The sequence below is a fragment of the Nocardia aobensis NBRC 100429 genome (assembly GCF_000308375.1).
GTDB classification, from domain to species: domain Bacteria; phylum Actinomycetota; class Actinomycetes; order Mycobacteriales; family Mycobacteriaceae; genus Nocardia; species Nocardia aobensis.
On the sequence record NZ_BAFQ01000094.1, the window covers coordinates 127,576 to 146,437 of the forward strand.

Genomic DNA, 18,862 nt, shown 5'->3' on the forward strand with positions numbered 1-18,862 from the left:
GAGTATGTCTCATCGGTCCTCCGGGGTCCCGATCGCGCGGCCGATGCGCTGGGCGGCGAGCACCACCGCGACGATCACCAGGCCGGGCAGCGTGGTCATCCACCAGGCGAGCACGAGGTAGTTGCGGCCCTCGGAGATCAGCGAACCCCATTCCGGGGTGGGTGGCGCGGCACCGTAGCCGAGAAAGCTGAGCGACGAAATCGCCAGCACCGCAACGCCGAATTCGACCGCGGCCAGCGCGGCGACCGGCGCGTACGCGGTGCGCAGGATATGGCGCAGCAGCACGGTGTGCCAGCGCACCCCGGACGCGAACGCCGCCTCCACGTAGGGTGCGCGACGCACCCGCAGCACTTCCGCGCGCATCACCCGCGCGAACCGGGCGATCAGCGCCACTCCCACCGCGATGGCCACATTCCGGGTGCCCAGACCGAGCACGGTGATCAGGACCAGTGCCGACAACAGCTCCGGAATCGCCAGCAGCACATCGACTCCGCGCATGACGACGGCATCGACGGTCCCGCCCAAGGTGCCCGAGACGAGACCGATCGCCGAACCGATCACCAGTCCCAGCAGCACGGCACAGACGGTCGCCGACAGCGTCAGCGCCGCCCCGTGCGCCACCCTGGTGTACAGGTCGCGGCCGAGGTTGTCGGTGCCGAACCAGTGCTGCAAGCTGGGGCCGCGGAATTTCTCCTCCGGCACTCCCGCGCGTGGATCGTCGCCGGCGAGAAGCGAGGGCGCGACCGCCCAGCCGAGCACCACGATCAGCACGAGAACCGACACCGCCAGTCCGGCGGAGGCACGCAGACGTTTCGGCGCCAGCGCCCGCCGCACCTCGGTGATCCGTGCGGCCGCGGGTTCGGCGATGAGCAGAGTGTCAGACATGAGCGCCCACCTTCTCTCGGGCGACGGCGACGCGGGGATCGAGGAGCGGATAGATCAGATCCACCGCCAGGTTCACCACCACGAAGGCCAGCGCGGCGATCAATACGATGCCCTGCACCACCGGAATGTCTTGATGCAGCACCGCGTTCTGGGTGAGCCGGCCCAGGCCGCCGCGCGAGAACACGGTTTCGACCACCACGGAACCCGCCAGCACCGTGCCGACCCACAGTCCCGCGACGGTGAGCGCCGGCCCGGCCGCCGCGCGCAGCACATGCCGCCACTGCACCCACAGCCGCGAGGCGCCCTTGGCGAAGGCCACATCGACGAACGGCTGCCGCCACGTGGTGGCCAGACCGCTGTAGAACACCTGCGCGATCACCGCGCCGACCGGCACGGCCAGCGTGATCGCGGGCAGGATCGTGCCGCTGAAGCCGGTCCCGCCGAATGCGGGCACGAGGCGCAGCCGGAACGAGAACAGTTGCAGCAGAAGCAATCCCACCCAGAACGTGGGCATCGCGGCACCGATCGGCGGCAACGCCGTCAGCAGATTCCGCAACCACGGCCGCCGGGTGTAGGACGCGGCCACGGCCAGCGCGGTGCCGAAGACGATCGCCAGCAGCAGCGCGAGACCGGCCAGCGCCAGCGTCGAGGGAATCGACTGCGCCAGCGCGCCGGTGACGGACTGCCCGGTGTTCAGCGAGCGTCCGAGGTCACCGCGGACGGCGTGGGTGAGCGCGGTCCAATACTGTTCCGGCACCGAGCGATCCAGCCCGTATCTGGCCCTCAGTTCCGCGATGGCGGCCGGATCCGGAGGCACGCCCGGATCCGCGTCGACGGCCATCTGCACCGGATCCGACGGCAGCAGGAACAACACGGCGAAGGAGATGGTGAACGCCGCCCACAGCACCCCGATCGCCTGCAGCACCCGCACGATCACATACCGGGTCATCGGAGTCATCGCTTGCTCAACCAGGTGTCGTAGAACTGCAGGCGCGCCGAGGCCTCGAACTTCAGATCGTGCACCGCGCCGGACACCCCGATCGCCTGCGACAGTTCGATCGTCGGCAACCACAGTCCGTTCTCGATCACCGATCGCTGCGCCTGCCCGATGATCCCCGCCCGTGCCGCCGGGTCGGTGGTCGAGAGCTGGTCGGCGAGCGCCTGGTCCAGCGCCGGAATCGGACCGCGCTGGTTGAGGTTTCGCTGCCCGCGGCCGAACGTGGTGCGCAGGATGTCGCCGTCGGCGCGGGTGGTGTTGAAGTAGGTGGCGTCGAAATCTCCGGAGTTCTGCCGCGCGGTGTAGTCGGCGACGGGCGTCAACTCCAGCCGGATGTCCACTCCGATCTTGCGCAATTGCTGCTGCACCAACTCCAAGGTCGCCTGATTCGCGGCGAACTGCGCACCGAACAGGACACCGAACGACAGTCGCCGCCCGTCCTTCACCCGGATCCCGTCGCCGCCGGGGACCCACCCGGCCTGATCCAGAATGCGGCGCGCCTGGTCGGGGTCGTAGGCTATCGACTTCGAAAGATCGACGTAGCCAGGTGTTTTCGACGCCAGCGGCCCGGTGGCGGGCAGGAACTGCGGCCCCAGCACCGTATCCACCAGCTGCTTGCGGTCGATTCCGTGCAACAGGGCCTGGCGCACCGCGGAATCCGACAGCGGCGCGCGGCTCACATTCGGTTGCAGCCCGAAGGGAACGCCGGGGTTCGAGTCGAACTGCACCTTGGCGCCGGCGGCCTCGAGTTGCGGAACGTCCTGGGGCAGCGCGTCACTGACGGCGTCGAGCTGATTCGACGACAGGCTACCGGTGCGCACCCCGGCCTCGGGGACGACCGTGAATTCGATGCGATCCAGATACGCCTCGCCGGAATGCGCGAATACCGCCGAACCCCACCGATATCCGGGGCGCTTCACCAGCGTGGCCGACGCGTCCTGGCGATAGCCGGCGTAGACGAACGGACCGCTGCCGATATTGTCGCCGAGGCAGCGCTGTTCGGCCGGTTTCGCGGTGGTCGCGTCCGCGAGAATGCCCAGCTGCGGTGTCGACGAGGCCTGCAGGAACTGGGCGTTCGGCGCGTCGAATCGAACCTCGGCGGTGAGCGGATCGACCGCCGTGGTGCCCGCGTAGCCGGCCAGATAGCTCGCTCCCAGCGGCGCTTTCGCCGCGGTGAGCGTGTGCACGATGGCGTCGAAGTTCTTCTGCACCGACGTGGCCGTCAGCGGGGTGCCGTCGCTGAACGTGACGTCGGGCCGCAGATGGAAGGTGAAGGTCTTCGCGTCCGGGCTCACCTGCCAGGAGGTGGCCAGCCACGGCTTGATCTCCCCGCTCGCGGGATCCTGGTCGGTGAGCGAATCCACGATCTGGCGTGCCACGTACAGGGTTTGGTTGGTACCGGCCTGGGCCGGATCCGAGCAGGTCGGCGCCTGCGACAGGCCGTAGCGCAGGGTGCCGCCCGGCTGCGGGGGACCGGCGTCGCCGCCACCACCGGAGGTGTTCGCGCAGGCGGCGATCGCCAGCGTCGCGGTGAGCGCGAGCGCCGGCGAGAGAATTCGTTTCATTCGGTGACTCCGGGTGGATCGATACGATAGCGGTCGCCGCCGAGCGGACGGCTGGGAATGGCCCGGCGCAATGGGGGCGCCACCTCGGCCTGGAACAGTTCGAGACTTTCGCGGTGCTGCTTGTCGGTGAGCCCGTCGCCGTCGGCGCCGAGATGGATCACCTCGTGGCCCAGCCGCGCGTGATAACGCCCCAACTTGTCGAGCACCTGCTGCGGGCTGCCGACGACGGCCGAACTGCGCTCGACGAAGTCCTCCACCGACGTGAAGACCTCCGGCGCACCGAATTTCCGGGCGACCGCGCGGCGTGCTTCGAAGATCGGGCGATAGGTGTCGAGCGCGGTGCGGGAATCGCGGGCGACGTAGAACCCGGCCGTCCCGGCGCCGACCAGCGCGTCGGCGGGGTCGTGGCCGTGAGCCGCCCAACGTTCCCGGTAATGGTCGACCAGTTCGGCGTACGGTTCGATCGGGTACGTCACATTCGCGGAGAACAGTGGATCGCCATGGCGCGCGGCCACTTCCACCGATTCCCGGCTGGTGGCGCTGCCGTGCCAGATCCGCAATTCCGGCTGCAAGGGCCGGGGCAGGGTCTTGGCACCGGACAGCGACGGCCGGAACCGGCCCGTCCAGGTGACGTCGTCGCTGCGCCACAGCTGCCGGAACAGTTCGTAGCCCTCGCGGTTGCGGTCCCATTGGTCGGCGGTGGTGACGTGGAACAGTTTCGCCTGCGCCGCGCCGTTACCCTTGCCGACGATGAGCTCGAGACGGCCACCGGACAGATTGTCCAGCGTCGCATAGTCTTCGGCGGCGCGCACCGGATCGAGCAGGCTCAGCGTGGTGACGCCGGTGAACAACGCGATCCGGGAGGTCAGCGCCGCGATGTGGCTCAGCACCACCGGCGGCGCGGACGACAGGAACGGGTCCTCGTGGCGTTCTCCGACCGCGAACCCGTCGTAGCCGAGCGTCTCGGCGAGCCGGGCACTGTCCACTACGCGGCCCAGACGGCGCGCGGGAGATTCGAGTACGCCGGTCACCGGGTCGGGCTGGTGGGTGATCAGCGTCAACAACAAGAATTTCATACGTGGACGGCACCGGCCTCGCCGCGCACCGGCGGATAGCGGAATCCGGACCGCACCGGCGTGTACACACCGTCGCGCTCGCGCCCGAAACGATTGCGCCGCTGCGTGTTTGGCACACGCGTCGGATACTTCTCGAACGGATGCGCGAGCAGACCGGGCTGCCCGGACGGAATGCGTTCGAGCGGGGTGTAGCCCGCCGACAGATACAGGGCGACCGCTTCGGGTTGCCGCGGACCCGTGGTCAGGAATATCCGCCGATAGCCGCGGCGCAGCGCTTCGGCCTCGAGTTCGGCGAGTACGAAGGTCGCCAGGCCGCGGCGGCGGTGCTCGCGTGCGGTCCAGATGCGTTTGAATTCGGCGGTCCGCTCGTCGTAGCGGCGGAACGCCCCGCCGGCGACGGGTTCGCCGTCCTCGACCACCACCAGCAGATCGCCGTGCGGGGCCGCGAAATCGGCGGCCGGGTAGTTCACCAGATCGGCGTGCACCTCACCGACGCTCCCGCCGTAGCGGCTGCTGTATTCGATGGCCAGCTCCGCCAGCAGCGGCGCGGCCATCGGATCGTCCTGGCCGACGTGAAAAACGCTGCGTACCATTAGTTCCTCCATCGGTCCCGGCGGTAGCACCCATACCCAGTCGGGGGGTTGCTGCGACGTCGTGGAGCCGGGTCTCTCGATCGCTCTGGATGGGCGAAACGTCACGCTAAGGGAATTCCGGTGCGGGGTCAGCACTCTGGATCGCACTGAATCCAATCCTTGCCGCGACGCCCTTCCGGCGGTGTGATTACCGGTGTCGCACCGACCCGGCGAGCCCACGCACCGCCACCTCCGGATCCCACACACCCGGCCGCCCGAGGGTCAGCGGATAGCAGGCCAGACCGAGCACCATCGCACTGAAATGCCCGATGTCGGTGAAGGTTCGGTTCGCGAACACCGGAATCGCGTAGAAGACGACCACCCCGAGCAGATACAGATACCGCCACGGCGTCGCGATCCGATACACCAGCACGGCGATCACACCCGCCAAGGCGTAGCTCACGCCGTAGTCGAGGGTGTTCACCGCGGATTCGGGCGCGTGACCGTGATGAATAGCCCAATACAGCACACCTTCGCTGAGGTAGGTCGCGCCGACGTGCGCGATGACGACCACCGCCAGCCAGCGCAGCGTCCCCAGCCAGCGTTCGGCCTGGGCGTGGAAGATGCTGTAGCTGACCGCGTAGCCGAACCAGCCGCCACCGGCGAGCCAGAAGGCGCTGGAGATCAGCACGTGCACCGGGTCCTCGCGCAGGTGGTGCAGATTGGTCGAGCGGTTGCCCAGCAGGATCTCGGCCTGATCGGGGGACAGGTGCCGGACCACGAGGGTGGACACGAGCAGGATGGCCAGCCAGATGTAGGTGCCGGGCGCGTGCCGGATGTAGTCGCCGATCGCGGCCGCGGCGGTCCGCCACCGGGAGCCGTCTCGCCTGGGCATCGGTCACCTTCCTCGACGGACATCGAAGATCGCTTCACTATGAGCCCTCACGCAGCCGCTGCACTCACCCGCGGCGGGTGAGCCGGCGCCGCACCCCGCCGAATACCCCGAATGCGGCAAAACGCCTGGTCCGGCCACGCCGGGCGCGCGCCGAGCGGCGACGACACGTACTCTCTGCTGCGGTGCGACACCGGATTCATGGTGTGGACTGGAGGATGCTGTGTCCCGGATGGGCGCTGTGCATGCGAGGGTGCGAGACAGAGGCGGTGAGGACGTGCGCAGGCGTCGATCTCTACTGGTGGTGTCGGCGGTATTGACGGCGATCGTCGTGCTCCTCGGCGGCTGTGGCGGCTCGGGTGGCGGCAGCTCCTCGGCGCCGGCATCCAAGGGGCCCGATATCACCGCGCCCGCGGCGATCGATGTGCCCGCCGCCGATCACGGACCACTCAATCCGGCGACGCCCCTCGTGGTGAACTCCGCCGACGGCATGCTCACCAAGGTCACCGTCACCGTCACCGACGGCGACGGCAAAGCGGTCGCCGGCGATTTCGGCGCCGACCATCACAGCTGGACCTCGAAGGACCCGCTGAACTACGGGACCACCTACCGCGTCGACGCCCAAGCGGTGAACCTCGCTCAGGTCGCGACCGACAAGACGGTCACCGTCACCACGATCGACGCCGGCCACAAGGCCTACGCGAATGTCGTACCGGCCCCCGATCTGGTCGCTCAGACCGGAATCGGGGTCGGGCAGCCGATGGTTTTCCAGTTCACCCAGCCGGTGGCGAACAAGGCGGAGGTGCAGAAGCATCTGAAGGTCACCGTCACCCCGCCGCAGCCGGGCGCCTGGTACTGGGTCGACGACAAGGATGTGCACTACCGCGCCGCGCAGTATTGGCAACCGGGCACCAAGATCCACATCGAAGCCGACGTCTTCGGTCTCGACCTCGGCGACGGGGTATTCGGCGCGGAGAACAACAGCGCCGACTACACGGTCCACGACGCCTGGATCGCCCAGGCCGACGGCAACACCGAACAGCTGACGATCCTGCACAACGGCGCGCAGGTGAACCAGATGCCGATGAGTCTGGGTTCGCCCGGTTTCCCGTCCCACGAAGGGCCACACGTCATTTCGGAGAAATCGCCGTCGATCATCATGGACTCCTGCAGTTACGGGGTCTGCGCCGGCCAGCCCGGGTACTACCGCGAGAAGGTGGACCTGGACGAACGCATCTCCAACGACGGCGAATTCGTCCACTCGGCGCCCTGGTCGGTCGGACAGCAGGGGGCCAGCAACGTGTCGCACGGCTGCGTGAACCTCTCACCCGACAACGCCCAGTGGTTCTTCGACCACTTCGGCGTCGGCGACGTCGTGGAGATCACCAACTCGGGCGGCCAGCCGCTGCCCGTATGGGACACCTACGGCGACTGGGAGGTCCCGTGGAATGTATGGCAGGCCGGTAACGCGAGCAGCTGATCCGGCCCGCCCGGCCGCTACCATCGGATCATGTCGGCGAATTTCCTGCGAATAGTTCCCGCGCTGGCCGTGCTGGCGGCCGGCGTCGCCTGCTCCTCCGGAAACGATTCCACCCCAACGGATTCCACGCCCGCCACCCCCGTCGGCCACACCTACGTCTCCACCGATGTCCAGGGCCCGCGAATCCCTGGCGACGGCCCCCTGCGCCTGACCTTCACCGAGGGCCGCCTCAGCGCCACCGCCGGCTGCAACACCCTCATGGGCTCCGCCGACCTGACCGGTAACACCCTGCACACCGGCCCCCTCGCGAGCACGCGCATGGCCTGCGTCGGCGACCGCGCCGGCGCCGACGAATGGGCGACCTCGCTCCTGCAGGCAAGCCCGGCATGGAGTCTCGACGGCGCGACATTGACGTTGAAGACCGCCGACCGCACCGTGACACTGCGCGAGTCGGAGCCCGCCGGCTGAACTCCACGTGGGGCCTGCATAACCCGGTTGAATTATGCAGGCATATACCTGCATAATTACACGATGCTTGACACCACCACCCTGGGCGACGCGTACCGCACGCTTCTGGAAGCCGCTGACACCGTGGCCGATTCGAATCAGACGATCGCCCTCGCACCAGGCGAATGGAACGCTGATCAGATACTCGGGCACGTCTGCCTGATCACCGCCGCCACCATCGCCGCCGCGTCAGCCGTCGCCGCGGGCGAGCACACCACCTACGACAATCGCATCGCCCTCGACATCTGGACCATCGACCGTGTGATCGAGTTGGCCGGCGGCAGCACCGGCCTGCGCGACCGCCTGCACCGCCAAGCCGGGGCCCTCTGCAGCCTCTCCGGCCCGGCCCTCAGCGACACCGAACTCGACACCCTGGTTCCCACCCGCCTGCTCTCCAACGGCGCCGTGCTGGTCGATCAGCCACTGCCCCTACGGGATCTGATCATCGGCCTGGCCGACGTGGAGCTACCAGGCCACACCGAGCAACTGCTGGCCTTGCTGCACGGTCGAACCACCGAAGCCACGGCCTGACCGGCGGTGGCATCGGATGCCGCCCGGACGCCTCGACGAGCCTGGGCGGTGGCACAATCGTGCGATGACGGCCGCCAGAACCGCACGCCACCAAAGGATCTCGGCATTGTTGGCCTCTTGCAGCGATTCAGAGCTCGCCGAGTTGGTCGGCGCCGGCCGAGCAATATGCGCACCGACATGGAGCGGATCTACCTGACCGACTTCGGGATGCGCACATCCCCGAAATTCGATTTCTCACCCGTCGAGCGGGACTTCGCGAACAACGCACCACTCACGATGCCGCCTACGCCGCCATGCGACTGGTCAACTGGCTGGTGACCGACGTCTGCGGGGTGCCGACGCCGCCCACCGGCGGTCCGGTGAACGCCTTCTACTGGCGACTGCTCGACGGCGACCTCCATGCGCAGTACCCGGATATCTGAGGGGGATAGGCCGATTCCGGCAACGAATGTTACTGCGCTACAACGAATTCCTGCTCTACAAGGGATTGGGGAGACCCAGGGCGGTGTTCAGGCGATAGGCCCCGCGGAGTCCGTGGAACACCGCCATCGCCAGCGCTCCGGCCGACGCGCCGGCGATGCCTGCCATAGTGTGTGCGCCGAGATCGGCCCAGTATCCGATCGTGGCCGCCAACGTGAGACCGAGGGTTCCGGCCACGGCGTTGCGCAACGCGGAGTTGCCCCACACGTTCGGGAATTGTTCACCGACCATGCCTTTGACGAAATGCGGTACGGCGTTCGCGCCCATCATCCCGGCCGCCGACGCAAGGAGGACTGTAAGCCACATGAGGAATCACCTATCTTCAGTCAACAATGTTGACCGAAGATAGCAGCCGGTCCTCGTTCGGTCAACGCCATAGACTGATCAGGTGAGTTCCCGACCAGTCACTCGTGCTCAGCAGCGCCGCGATACCGAAGCACGCATCCTGCAGGCGGCGCGCAACCTGTTCGCCGAGGCCGGATACGAAGCGACCACCATCCGCGCGATCGCAGCCGAAGCGGCCACCGATCCCGGACTCGTCATGCGCTATTTCGGTTCGAAGGCAGACCTGTTCGCGCGGGTCGCGGGCATCGAATCGGACGCCGAGGTGACGGGCACGCCCGAGCAGGCGGCTGAACAATTACTGGCCGCTCTGGAAGACAAGCTCGCCGAGCAGCCGATAGACGCGCTGGCAGCGATCCGATCCATGTTCACCCACCCTGGAGCGGCCGACGACATCCGAACGGCCATGACGACCCGGCAGCGACAGGCCGCAGACCACATGGCCACCACCGACGCCGACCTGCGCGCGGGGCTCATCGGCGCAATCACCATCGGCGCCGTCATCGGGCGCCACCTGCTCCAACTCGACGGACTACGCGACGCCGAACCCGAACGGATCACGGCCATGCTCCGACACGCCTTCCACGACATCGTCCACGGCACACCGGAATCTCCGCCCGACCATGCCGCACCGGGCGCATCGCACGAATAGGCGCGTCGACGGTGTCGGTTCCGGAGGCCGGTGCGGAATTCGAGCGGGTTAGCGGCCGAGCATCGACGTGAACTGTTCGGGGACGCGCCCACCCTCGACTTGCGCCGCGGCCGCTTCGATGCGTGCCACATCGTCGATCGTCAATTCGACGTCGAGCGCTCCCAGGTTCTCTTCCAGGCGATGCGGTTTGGTTGTGCCGGGGATCGGCACGAACCACGGTTTCTGCGTCAGCACCCAGGCGAGAGCGATCTGGGCCGGTGTGGCTTCCTTGTCCTCGGCTATCTGCTGCAGCAAGTCGATCAGTGCTTGATTGGCCTGGCGTGCTCGAGGAGTGAAGCGCGGTAGCATGCGGCGGAGGTCGTCGTCGGCCAGCGTTGTCGTGGAGTCGATGGCGCCGGTCAGATAGCCCTTGCCCAGCGGGCTGTAGGGCACGAGGCCGATGCCCAGATTCTCCAAGGTCGGAATGACCTCGGCTTCGAGGTCTCGCGTCCAGAGCGAGTATTCACTCTGCAGCGCCGTCACAGGCTGCACGCTGTGGGCGCGGCTGATCGTCGTCGCGCCGGCCTCCGACAAACCGAAGTGCTTGACCTTACCTTCGGAAATCAGCTCCTTGACCGTGCCCGCTACCTCTTCGATGGGCACGTCGGGATCGACGCGGTGCTGGTAGAAGAGGTCGATATAATCTGTTCGCAAACGCCGAAGTGAGGCCTCGGTCACTCGGCGGATCTGCTCGGGTCGGCTATCGACCCCCGACGCCGGGGTCGGTCCGTTCTCTCCATGCTTGATACCGAACTTGGTGGCGATCACCACCTGGTCGCGCACCGGCGCCAGCGCCTGACCGACCAGCTCTTCATTGGTGAAAGGGCCATAGACTTCGGCGGTGTCGAAGAAAGTCACGCCGCGGTCTACTGCCGCCCGCAGCAGCCGCGTCATCTCGGCTGGGTCCGGGGTCGCACCGTAGAAGAAGCTCATGCCCATGCAGCCGAGCCCCAGGGCCGAAACTTCGAGTTGCTGTCCGAGTCTGCGCTTGTGCACTGGAGATGCTCCTTCGGGAAAGACCTTCCGGCCCTTTGCTTTCCCTGCGTTCAGCCGGGAACCGACCACAGGTTAAGCAGGCCTTGTGTCCGGCAGGGAGCCCCTCGTGATGCAGGTACCGAGAGAACCACCCTTGTCTGATGGACCGGCACTCTGCGCATGTGGCGTTCTCGGTGCTCCCTCTGCCGTGTTCCTCGCTAGCAGGGCTCGGTCCTACCTCACGGGCACCATCCTCCCGGTAGACGGCGACACTGCGACGACCGCATCGCGTACCTGGGCGACGCTGTGCCGGCGCGGTCATCGGGGGACCCGCAGTGCCTCCCTCGGATTACGGGTGGGACTTACGGTGAGGGGATGGCCACGATGGATCTGCGCACCGATATCCGGGAGTTTCTCAGCTCGCGTCGCGCCCGCATCACACCCGAGCAGGCGGGCCTGCCCGCTTACGGTGGCAATCGTCGGGTCGAAGGTCTGCGTCGCGAGGAGGTAGCGCTACTGGCGGGGGTATCGGTCGAGTACTACGTGCGTATGGAGCGCGGCAGCCTCGCCGGTGTCTCCGATGGCGTGCTGGACGCGTTGGCCTCTGCGTTGCAACTCGACGAGGCCGAGCGCGACCACCTGTTCCACCTCGCGCGCCGATCTTCCGGGGCACCCAGCGGGCCACGGCGGCGCAGGTCTGCCGTGACGGTGCGCTCGACGCTGCAGCAGGTGCTCGACGCCATCTCCGAGGCGCCGGCCTGGATCTGTAACGGACGTTATGACGTGCTCGCCATGAATCAACTTGCCCGCGCGCTGTTTTCACCGGTACTGGCCGACACGCGACGGCCAGCGAACACAGCGCGGTTCGTCTATCTGGCTGCCGAGGCGGCCAGAGATTTCTTTGTCGACTACGACCGAATCGCCGGTGACGTGGCCGCGAAGCTACGCATGGAAGCCGGCCGCAATCCGCACGACGAGGAGCTGATCGCTCTGGTCGGTGAACTGTCGACGTGCAGTGAGATATTCCGGCAGCGGTGGGCATCTCGCGACGTTCGGCTGCACCGGTCCGGACGCAAGCGGGTGCGCCATCCGATCGTGGGCCGGCTCGACTTGGACGTCGAGTCCCTGGAACTGCCCGCCGAACCCGGCCTGCATCTCACCGTCTACACCGCACCCGCGGGCACGCCGACCGCTGACAATCTGGCGCTCCTGGCGTCGTGGGCGGCCACCCAACAGACGCTGGCAACCGAACTCGAAGCGAACGACGGATAGTCCGCCCCCTTCTCTATGTGCGCCGCGACTCCAGTGCTTTGCGAATGAGTGCCCGTGCCGCACTGCTGGTTACGGACTGACCCGCGAGAATGTCGAACGCGCGGCCGTACTGGGCGATTTCCCTCGGTTGCGTGATGGTCAATTCGGCTGTGACGGTTTCCACCATCACGCGTTTGTCGTCGAACAGGGCGAAATTCGTCATGGATACGGCATATGATGCCTCCGCCGGAACGATGCCGACGAGTACGCGGGGCATACCTATCACGGCCAGCAGGCGGTCCAGCTGACCGACCATGATCCGATTGTCGCCGACCGTGGTTCGCAGTGCTTGTTCCGCGATGACGAAATGGAACCGATGGTTTCGCCGGTACAGAATCTGCTGTCGTTCCATACGTTTCGAAACGCCCGCTTCGATATCGTTCGGCACTCGCTGGAACTCGACGACGCTGCGCAGCACGTTCTCGGCGTATTCGGCGGTTTGGAGCAGGCCCGGGACGAGAAACGGGTGGTAGACCCGCAAGACGGCGGTCTCCGCTTCCCACTTGATCGAAGCTTGCTGACGCAGTTTCGTTCCTGTGCCGAGCACACGCCGCCATTCGAGCCACGCGGCTTCGAGATTCCGAAGTGTGGCTGTCAGTTCCGGTATCTGATCCTGCGAGGCGGTGAGAACGCACCAGGTACGGATGTCCGTCTCGGTCGGTTTCGTCTTGCCGTACTCGATCTTGGAGACCTTGGTTTGATGCCAGCCCGCGAGGCGTGCCAGTTCCGTACCGGTAAGGCCCGCATCCGAGCGAAGCTCCCGGAGCCGTGCCCCGAGAGCTTCTCTGGCCTGGTCCAGTGAATCGGTCACGACTCGTCGTAATCCGCCAGCGGCACTGCCAGTGACCACACACGTTCCTTGACCGACCGGATGTAGGCGACCAGTTGCGGATCGGTAGTCACGGCGCCGCCGAGCCACCGGCCGTCGATACCCGGTTCGAAGATCGTGAAGGCCACGACCGAATCATCGAACATCCACCAATCGTCGGTCGTCAGCAGTTCCGGGTCGATCCGGTGCCTGCTCAGGTAGCGGATATCCTCGCCCGCCTCGACATTCAGGCGCGCAACGTATTTGGCGTATCTGGTGTAGTCGCTGTGCGGAACGGTCACCACACGCGCCCGGTTGACCGCTACACCTCTGCGTTTGGTGTTCCGAACATGATCGAGCCACGGCTCGAACCACTGAAAATCATCAGTGGCTCCGGTGAGGAACCGGCGCAAAGGGGGGTAGTCGTCCGGATAGTAATTGTCGCGAACCTCGAGGTGGAACGCTTCACGCTGCGCCCGGCGGAAGAGGTCGTCGAACGCCTCACCCTGCACTAATTCCATTGCCGTAGAACGTCCTTCCTGGCTTCGGTACTTCGATGCAGGTTTCGTCGGTGCGGATGTCCATCTGAGCGAGGGCTTCGGCATCGGTCACCGCCTCACCGCTCAGGGTGAATGTTCCCCTGCCTGTGTCGTGAAGCTTGGCGCCGATGTATGTATCGGGCTCGGCGAAGCCGGCGAGTAGATGCGGTATTTCGACCATTCCGGGTGTGCCCGTCTTCCAGCCCTGTACGACGTAGCTTCCTCTGTCGGTCGCGAACAGGGCCGGGCAGCCGCCACCCTCCGAGCCGCCCTTGCCGAGAAATGTCAACCGCATGTCTGAGCCTCCGATCGAATTATGCGGATTCATGCTCCGTCAGGGACCATCGTGGCCGAAAAATGAAGGCATTGACCAGTTTCGATGCATTTCGAGCATACTCGTGCATGGCTCTGGATCGGAGCGCTTGCCGTTTCTACTGTCGTCTTCAGCCGCCCGGAGCAGGTGTCTCGTCCCGGCTCCGGGTTGCTTACCAATGGGTTCGACTGATGGGTTCGCCTCAGGAGGAGCGGTGCGGCACTTTCTGATCAGGGTGCATTGCTGTGGCCCGCGGTGGGTTGTTCATGCACCGCGGTTGTGTGCGTGGACGGTGGTCGGCGACAAGCGGAGCATCGCACGGAGTGCCAGGGCGATGGTTTCGGCCGTGGCACGGCTCGACCCGGCGCGCTTCGAGGTGGAACTCGTTGCGGGCCGGGCCCTTCGGGATGAAGGCGAGTTCGTGGAGGCGCTCGCGCGGCGGTGGGGTGGCCCCGTCGGCTCCGGCACCGATTGCCCGGAGCAGGTCACGGCGGCGGACAACGCCCGATCGACGGTGTGCCCGTATGTGGTGGACGTGGACGCCCGGAGGCCGGAGAATGTTCCTCCACTGCTGTTCAACCTTCGGTTGCATGCCGGGCACGGGTGCAGGTCCGAGATCACTTTGGCGAGGATCTGCCGCGAGCGAGGGCATCTGCCCCCGGATTAGTGCTGCAGTGCCAGTTGTCGATCCGTGACGTCGAGGGCGAAGGCGTCGCAGGCCGGTCGTTTGCCGGGAACCTGCGGGTATGGAAACGGAGACGGCGTGCAAGCATGTTCGACATGGCGATTGCTACGGGATCCATTGCTCACGTCCGTCTCACGGTGTGCGATATCGGCCGCTCGCGAGACTTCTACGACAAGGTTTTCGGCTGGCCTGTGGCGCTGGAGGTTTCGGCCAATGCGGATCAGGAGACGCGCGAGCGCCTCGGTTTTCTCTACGGCGGGGTGATCTACCGGTTGGAACACGGGTTGCTCGGGCTGCGGCCCGTGGGCAACGACCGGTTCGACGAGAATCGCGTCGGTCTCGACCACCTCGCTTTCCCTGTTGCCTCACTCGACGAATTGGAAGCCGCCGCAGCGCATCTGGACGGGTGCGGGGTCGCGCATGAGGACATCAAGGACATCGGTGCCAGTTACATACTGGAGTTCCGGGATCCGGACAATATCGCCTTGGAGCTGGTCGCACCCAAGTAGCCGTCAGATGGGTGTACGGAGGCGACAGCCGGGCTCGGGGTAGTCGGCGTCTCCGCCGCGCCGCCGAGCCCGGGCGCTCGGCCCCATCGATCCGGCGTCGCGCCCGGTCATGGGGCCGTGCCCGCCGCCGCGACCTACCGACTCAGGGTGCGGTCGAACAGTGCCAGGAGTTCGCGGTAGTGCCGCTCGGCGGCTTCGGGGTCGTAGGCGGAGGTGTCGGCCTGGGTGAACCCGTGGTGGGCGCCCGCGTAGACCTCGGTGCGGTGGCGAATGCCGGCGTCGGCGAGCGCCTTGTCGAAGGCGCCGATGTGTTCGGCGGTCATGTGGTCGTCCTCGCCGGCGTGGGCGAAATACAGTTCACCCGTGATGTTTCCGATGCTGAGGTGCGGGCTGTCGGCGGTGTCGGTGACGAGCGGTCCGCCGTGGAATCCGGCCGCCGCCGCGACCCGATCGGGGAACATGGCGGCGGTCAACACGGCCAATCGGGCGCCCATGCAATAGCCGGTGACTCCGGCCTTGCCCGCGGTGACCTTCGGTGAGGTCGTGAGCCAGTCGAGGTAGGCGTCGGCATCGGAGCGCCAGAGCTCCGGTGTCAGGTCACGGATCATGGGGAAGACCTGCTGGAAGATCTCGGGTCGCTGCGCCGGGTCGATGAAGTCCGGCAACTCGATGACGGGTGCGCGCCCGTGGCGGTAGTAGGCGTTGGGAAGCAGGACGGTGTAGCCGCCGGCGGCGATCCGGTCGGCCAGCGCCCGCAGGCTGGGCCGCAGCCCGAACCCGTCCTGGATCACCAGCACTCCGGGATGGGCGGCGCCGTCGGCGGGGGAGGTGAGGTAGGCGTCGGCGACACCGTCGGGTGTCCGCACGTCGACCGAAATGCCGTGCGTTGCAGTCATTGTCGAATCCTTCTGTCGTAGTCGAGTTTTCGTGATCGATACGACGAAGGCGGAGCCCGGGCGACACCACGGCGAGCCCGGTCGATACGCGAGCCCGTACCGGCCCGCACGGCGCTCAGAAGAGCACCGGGTAACCCATCCGTGTGTGGCGCGAAGCCGTCCCGGTAGACATCGCCTCACACCATAGCCCGCCGCGCCGCGCCGGTGGAACCGTCGGCACCTGTCGACCCGGCGCGGCACATCCCGGTAGGCGGAATGCCGGTCCGCCCCGCGCCCGTCGGTTGGTAGGACGAATCTCGCGATTCTCGTGACGGCACGACTGATAGGGGCTTCGATGCGGGATCTGTTCGACAACACCGACATGACGGGACTGGCCGCGGCGATCGAGGCCGGTGACGTGTCGGCCGAGGAGGTCCTCGACGTCAGTCTGAGCCGGCTCGCGGAGCGCAATCCGGCGATCAACGCGGTGGTGAGCGAACGCGGTGACCAGGCGCGCCGGGAGGTGGCCGCGGGGTTACCCGATGGGCCGCTGCGCGGGATTCCGTTCGTGATCAAGGATCTGCACATGGATGTCGCGGGGCTGCCGACGACCAACGGTTCCCGCCTGTTCGCCGATGCCGTCGCCACCGCGGATTCCGAACTGGTGCAACGGTATCGGCGCGCCGGCATGGTGATCATCGGCAAAACCAATGCGCCGGAGTTCGGGTTGAACGCGAGCACGGAACCGGTGCTGTTCGGGCCGACGCGCAATCCGCATCGCCTCGACCATTCCGCCGGCGGTTCCTCGGGTGGTTCGGCGGCGGCGGTGGCCGCGGGAATCGTGCCCGCCGGTCAGGCCAGCGACGGCGGTGGATCCATCCGCATCCCCGCCTCGTCGTGCGGTCTGGTGGGCCTCAAACCCAGCCGCGGCCGGGTGCCGGCATATCCGGCACGGAATTTGCTGGCCGTGCCGATGACCGTCAACCACGCCCTCACCCGCAGTGTGCGCGATACGGCGATATTGCTGGATATCGGCGCCGGCGCCGTCCCCGGCGATCCGTACGTGATCGCCGCGCCGTCGATGCGCTATGTCGACGCCCTGCGTATCGATCCGGGTCACCTGCGCATCGGAATCGCGACGACGCTGCCTTCGGGCGCTGCGGTACATCCCGATTGTGTTGCGGCGACACGCGATATCGCCGGCGTCCTCGCGGACCTCGGCCACGACGTCGTGGACGAGGCGCCGGACTTTCCCTTCGAGGAAATCATGAGCGGGCTGCAGTATCTGATGGCGGTGCCGGTCGCGGTGGAGGTGAAGGCGCGCCTGGCGGCGCTCGGCCGCGACCTGCGCGACGACGACCTCGAACCGATGACCCGGATGATCTATGACGCCGCGAATCAGGACAGCGCGGCGGATTATGTCCGTGCGCTGCGCGACCTCGAAACGGCCGCGACCATGCTGGGCGGCTACTTCGCGGACCACGATCTGCTGCTCACACCGACGCTGGGGACGGTCGTCGCGCCGCTGGGCCTGCTCGACACCACCGACCCGGCGTCGTTGTGGGAGCACGCGATGTCGTTCAGCGGTATGACGAGCCCGTTCAACGTGACCGGACAACCGGCGATCTCGCTTCCGCTGGGCATCGACAGCGCCGGAATGCCGGTCGGTGTCCAGCTGGTCGCCGCGTTCGGTCGCGAAGATCTGTTGCTGCAGGTCGCGGCGCAACTCGAGCAGGCGCGTCCATGGCGCACGACTCCGGTGTGGCCGCCCGCCGAGTGACCGCGGTGCGATCCTGGTCGTCGTTTCGCTCAGTGGGAGTTGAGGATTGGCAACCCACGGAACCGCCGGTACCGTGCGCACATGCCGGACATGTCTGTCTTCCGTGAGATCGCGGCGCGCGTGAACAACTGGGGGCGCTGGGGCGCCGACGACGAAATCGGCACCCTGAACTTCGTCACCGACGAGGTGGTACGGGCCGCCGCGGCGACCGTGCGCACGGGCCGGCGGGTCGGGCTGGCGCTGCCGCTGCATCAGCGCGGCGTGCAGACCGGGCTCGTGCCCGGGCGCGTGAATCCGCTGCACACCATGGTCGCCCTGAACTGGGAGATGTTCGGCCCCGGCACGATTGCGACCAGCGATGATTCGATCACCATGGGGTTGCAGGCGGGCACGCACTGGGACGGCCTGGGACATGTCTCCTATGCCGGGCGCCTCTACAACGGCCGTCCCGCCGACTCGATCACCGCCCACCGCGGTGCGCGGTTCAGCGGTATCGAGAAGGTGCCCCACCTGGTATCGCGCGGAGTGCTGCTCGACGTCGCGCACGCCCGCGGAGTCGATCGACTGGCCGCCGATCACGCCGTCTCACCGGAGGATCTCGACGCCGCCGCCGCGCTGGCGCGGGTGCAGGTACGGCCCGGAGATGTGGTGCTCGTGCGCACCGGACAGATGCGGCTCTACCTCGCCGGTGACCGCGAGGGCTACGCGACGCCGTCGCCGGGGTTGTCGGTGCGTTGCCCGGAATGGTTCCACGCCCGCGACGTCGCCGCCGTCGCCACCGATACGCTCACCTTCGAGATCTGCCCGCCCGAGGCGGACGGGCCGTGGCTGGCGGTACATGCCCTGCACCTGGTCGAAATGGGCATGCTGCAGGGGCAGAACTGGAACCTCGAGGACCTGTCGCGGGTGTGCGCCGAGGACGGCCGCTACGAATTCCTGCTGTCGGCGATGCCGGAACCGTTCGTCGGCGCCACCGGGAGTCCGGTCGCCCCGGTCGCGATCTTCTGACCGCTGCGCGGCGCGCCGGGGCGCGGTGGTTACGGTTGGGG

At 67.0% G+C, this 18,862-nt stretch carries 21 protein-coding genes, 1 pseudogene and 1 riboswitch; of the genes and pseudogenes, 10 read left to right on the top strand and 12 right to left on the bottom strand.

The genetic code is table 11. The annotated features are described in order from the left end of the window. Positions 1-9 precede the first annotated feature (9 nt). From RJ03_RS12365 to RJ03_RS12390, 6 genes and pseudogenes are all read right to left on the bottom strand, one after another. Entirely contained in the window at positions 10-885 is an 876-nt protein-coding gene (locus RJ03_RS12365) for an ABC transporter permease (RefSeq protein ID WP_036501341.1), read from the bottom strand. Beyond that, positions 878-1,834 (bottom strand): ABC transporter permease, encoded by a 957-nt coding sequence (locus tag RJ03_RS12370; protein ID WP_036501451.1) that lies wholly within the window; start codon positions 1,832-1,834, stop codon positions 878-880. Before RJ03_RS12370 ends, RJ03_RS12365 begins: the two co-directional genes overlap by 8 nt. Positions 1,835-1,839: 5 nt before the next feature. Beyond that, complete coding sequence (locus tag RJ03_RS12375; protein WP_036501343.1) at positions 1,840-3,447, bottom strand: ABC transporter substrate-binding protein; 1,608 nt, start codon at positions 3,445-3,447, stop codon at positions 1,840-1,842. Then, positions 3,444-4,523, bottom strand: coding sequence for an LLM class flavin-dependent oxidoreductase (locus RJ03_RS12380; protein WP_036501345.1), 1,080 nt, complete (start codon positions 4,521-4,523; stop codon positions 3,444-3,446). Before RJ03_RS12380 ends, RJ03_RS12375 begins: the two co-directional genes overlap by 4 nt. Positions 4,524-4,651: 128 nt before the next feature. Continuing rightward, a pseudogene (locus RJ03_RS12385) lies at positions 4,652-5,128 on the bottom strand (GNAT family N-acetyltransferase); the annotation flags it as partial. Further along, a riboswitch (SAM riboswitch) is annotated at positions 5,122-5,212 on the bottom strand. It overlaps the preceding pseudogene by 7 nt. Before the next feature lie 91 nt (positions 5,213-5,303). Beyond that, positions 5,304-5,990: a rhomboid-like protein gene (locus RJ03_RS12390; RefSeq protein WP_036501347.1), complete on the bottom strand. Its 687-nt coding sequence runs from the start codon at positions 5,988-5,990 to the stop codon at positions 5,304-5,306. A 274-nt stretch (positions 5,991-6,264) separates the two neighbouring features. Here RJ03_RS12390 and RJ03_RS12395 point away from each other — a divergent pair, with 274 nt between their 5' ends. From RJ03_RS12395 to RJ03_RS38820, 4 genes are all read left to right on the top strand, one after another. After that, complete coding sequence (locus RJ03_RS12395) at positions 6,265-7,467, top strand: L,D-transpeptidase (RefSeq protein ID WP_036501349.1); 1,203 nt, start codon at positions 6,265-6,267, stop codon at positions 7,465-7,467. 30 nt (positions 7,468-7,497) lie between these two features. After that, positions 7,498-7,935 (top strand): META domain-containing protein, encoded by a 438-nt coding sequence (locus tag RJ03_RS12400; RefSeq protein ID WP_083870774.1) that lies wholly within the window; start codon positions 7,498-7,500, stop codon positions 7,933-7,935. A gap of 63 nt (positions 7,936-7,998) precedes the next feature. Beyond that, positions 7,999-8,505 (top strand): hypothetical protein, encoded by a 507-nt coding sequence (locus tag RJ03_RS12405; protein ID WP_036501351.1) that lies wholly within the window; start codon positions 7,999-8,001, stop codon positions 8,503-8,505. Positions 8,506-8,798: 293 nt separating this feature from the next. Beyond that, a complete protein-coding gene (locus RJ03_RS38820; RefSeq protein ID WP_281032277.1) occupies positions 8,799-8,927 on the top strand; it encodes a hypothetical protein in 129 nt (42 codons plus the stop codon). A gap of 55 nt (positions 8,928-8,982) precedes the next feature. Here the strand turns inward: RJ03_RS38820 and RJ03_RS12410 are convergent, their stop codons facing one another. Next, positions 8,983-9,291, bottom strand: a complete 309-nt coding sequence (locus RJ03_RS12410; protein ID WP_036501353.1) for a hypothetical protein — start codon at positions 9,289-9,291, stop codon at positions 8,983-8,985. A gap of 82 nt (positions 9,292-9,373) precedes the next feature. Between RJ03_RS12410 and RJ03_RS12415 the strand changes: the two genes are divergently transcribed. After that, the gene (locus RJ03_RS12415; RefSeq protein WP_036501355.1) at positions 9,374-9,979 is read left to right on the top strand and encodes a TetR/AcrR family transcriptional regulator; all 606 of its coding nucleotides are present in this window, start codon (positions 9,374-9,376) and stop codon (positions 9,977-9,979) included. Positions 9,980-10,027: 48 nt separating this feature from the next. On the opposite strand, the gene RJ03_RS12420 is transcribed toward RJ03_RS12415, so the two are convergent. After that, a complete protein-coding gene (locus RJ03_RS12420; RefSeq protein WP_036501357.1) occupies positions 10,028-11,014 on the bottom strand; it encodes an aldo/keto reductase in 987 nt (328 codons plus the stop codon). 354 nt (positions 11,015-11,368) lie between these two features. On the opposite strand from RJ03_RS12420, the gene RJ03_RS12425 reads away from it, so the two are divergent. Continuing rightward, positions 11,369-12,265, top strand: coding sequence for a helix-turn-helix transcriptional regulator (locus tag RJ03_RS12425; RefSeq protein ID WP_036501359.1), 897 nt, complete (start codon positions 11,369-11,371; stop codon positions 12,263-12,265). A gap of 13 nt (positions 12,266-12,278) precedes the next feature. Here the strand turns inward: RJ03_RS12425 and RJ03_RS12430 are convergent, their stop codons facing one another. From RJ03_RS12430 to RJ03_RS12440, 3 genes are read right to left on the bottom strand one after another with little or no spacing between them, the layout of a single operon-like run. Then, entirely contained in the window at positions 12,279-13,223 is a 945-nt protein-coding gene (locus RJ03_RS12430) for a helix-turn-helix domain-containing protein (RefSeq protein ID WP_245552256.1), read from the bottom strand. Continuing rightward, on the bottom strand, positions 13,112-13,717 hold the full coding sequence (locus RJ03_RS12435; protein WP_245552257.1) for a DUF6879 family protein: 606 nt from the start codon (positions 13,715-13,717) through the stop codon (positions 13,112-13,114). The genes RJ03_RS12430 and RJ03_RS12435 overlap by 112 nt, the downstream gene beginning before the upstream one ends. Continuing rightward, positions 13,614-13,979 (bottom strand): hypothetical protein, encoded by a 366-nt coding sequence (locus RJ03_RS12440; protein WP_245552258.1) that lies wholly within the window; start codon positions 13,977-13,979, stop codon positions 13,614-13,616. The genes RJ03_RS12435 and RJ03_RS12440 overlap by 104 nt, the downstream gene beginning before the upstream one ends. A 331-nt stretch (positions 13,980-14,310) precedes the next feature. Here RJ03_RS12440 and RJ03_RS12445 point away from each other — a divergent pair, with 331 nt between their 5' ends. Beyond that, entirely contained in the window at positions 14,311-14,631 is a 321-nt protein-coding gene (locus tag RJ03_RS12445) for a hypothetical protein (protein WP_157163401.1), read from the top strand. 113 nt (positions 14,632-14,744) lie between these two features. Further along, positions 14,745-15,158 carry a VOC family protein gene (locus tag RJ03_RS12450; RefSeq protein ID WP_036501369.1) on the top strand — a complete coding sequence of 138 codons (414 nt, stop codon included), beginning with the start codon at positions 14,745-14,747 and terminating at the stop codon, positions 15,156-15,158. A 134-nt stretch (positions 15,159-15,292) separates the two neighbouring features. On the opposite strand, the gene RJ03_RS12455 is transcribed toward RJ03_RS12450, so the two are convergent. Continuing rightward, a complete protein-coding gene (locus RJ03_RS12455) occupies positions 15,293-16,054 on the bottom strand; it encodes a dienelactone hydrolase family protein (RefSeq protein WP_036501370.1) in 762 nt (253 codons plus the stop codon). Positions 16,055-16,388: 334 nt separating this feature from the next. On the opposite strand from RJ03_RS12455, the gene RJ03_RS12460 reads away from it, so the two are divergent. Together RJ03_RS12460 and RJ03_RS12465 are read left to right on the top strand one after the other, a co-directional pair. Then, positions 16,389-17,813, top strand: a complete 1,425-nt coding sequence (locus tag RJ03_RS12460) for an amidase (protein WP_036501371.1) — start codon at positions 16,389-16,391, stop codon at positions 17,811-17,813. An 81-nt stretch (positions 17,814-17,894) separates the two neighbouring features. Continuing rightward, positions 17,895-18,821, top strand: coding sequence for a cyclase family protein (locus RJ03_RS12465; protein WP_036501372.1), 927 nt, complete (start codon positions 17,895-17,897; stop codon positions 18,819-18,821). Positions 18,822-18,862 lie beyond the last annotated feature (41 nt).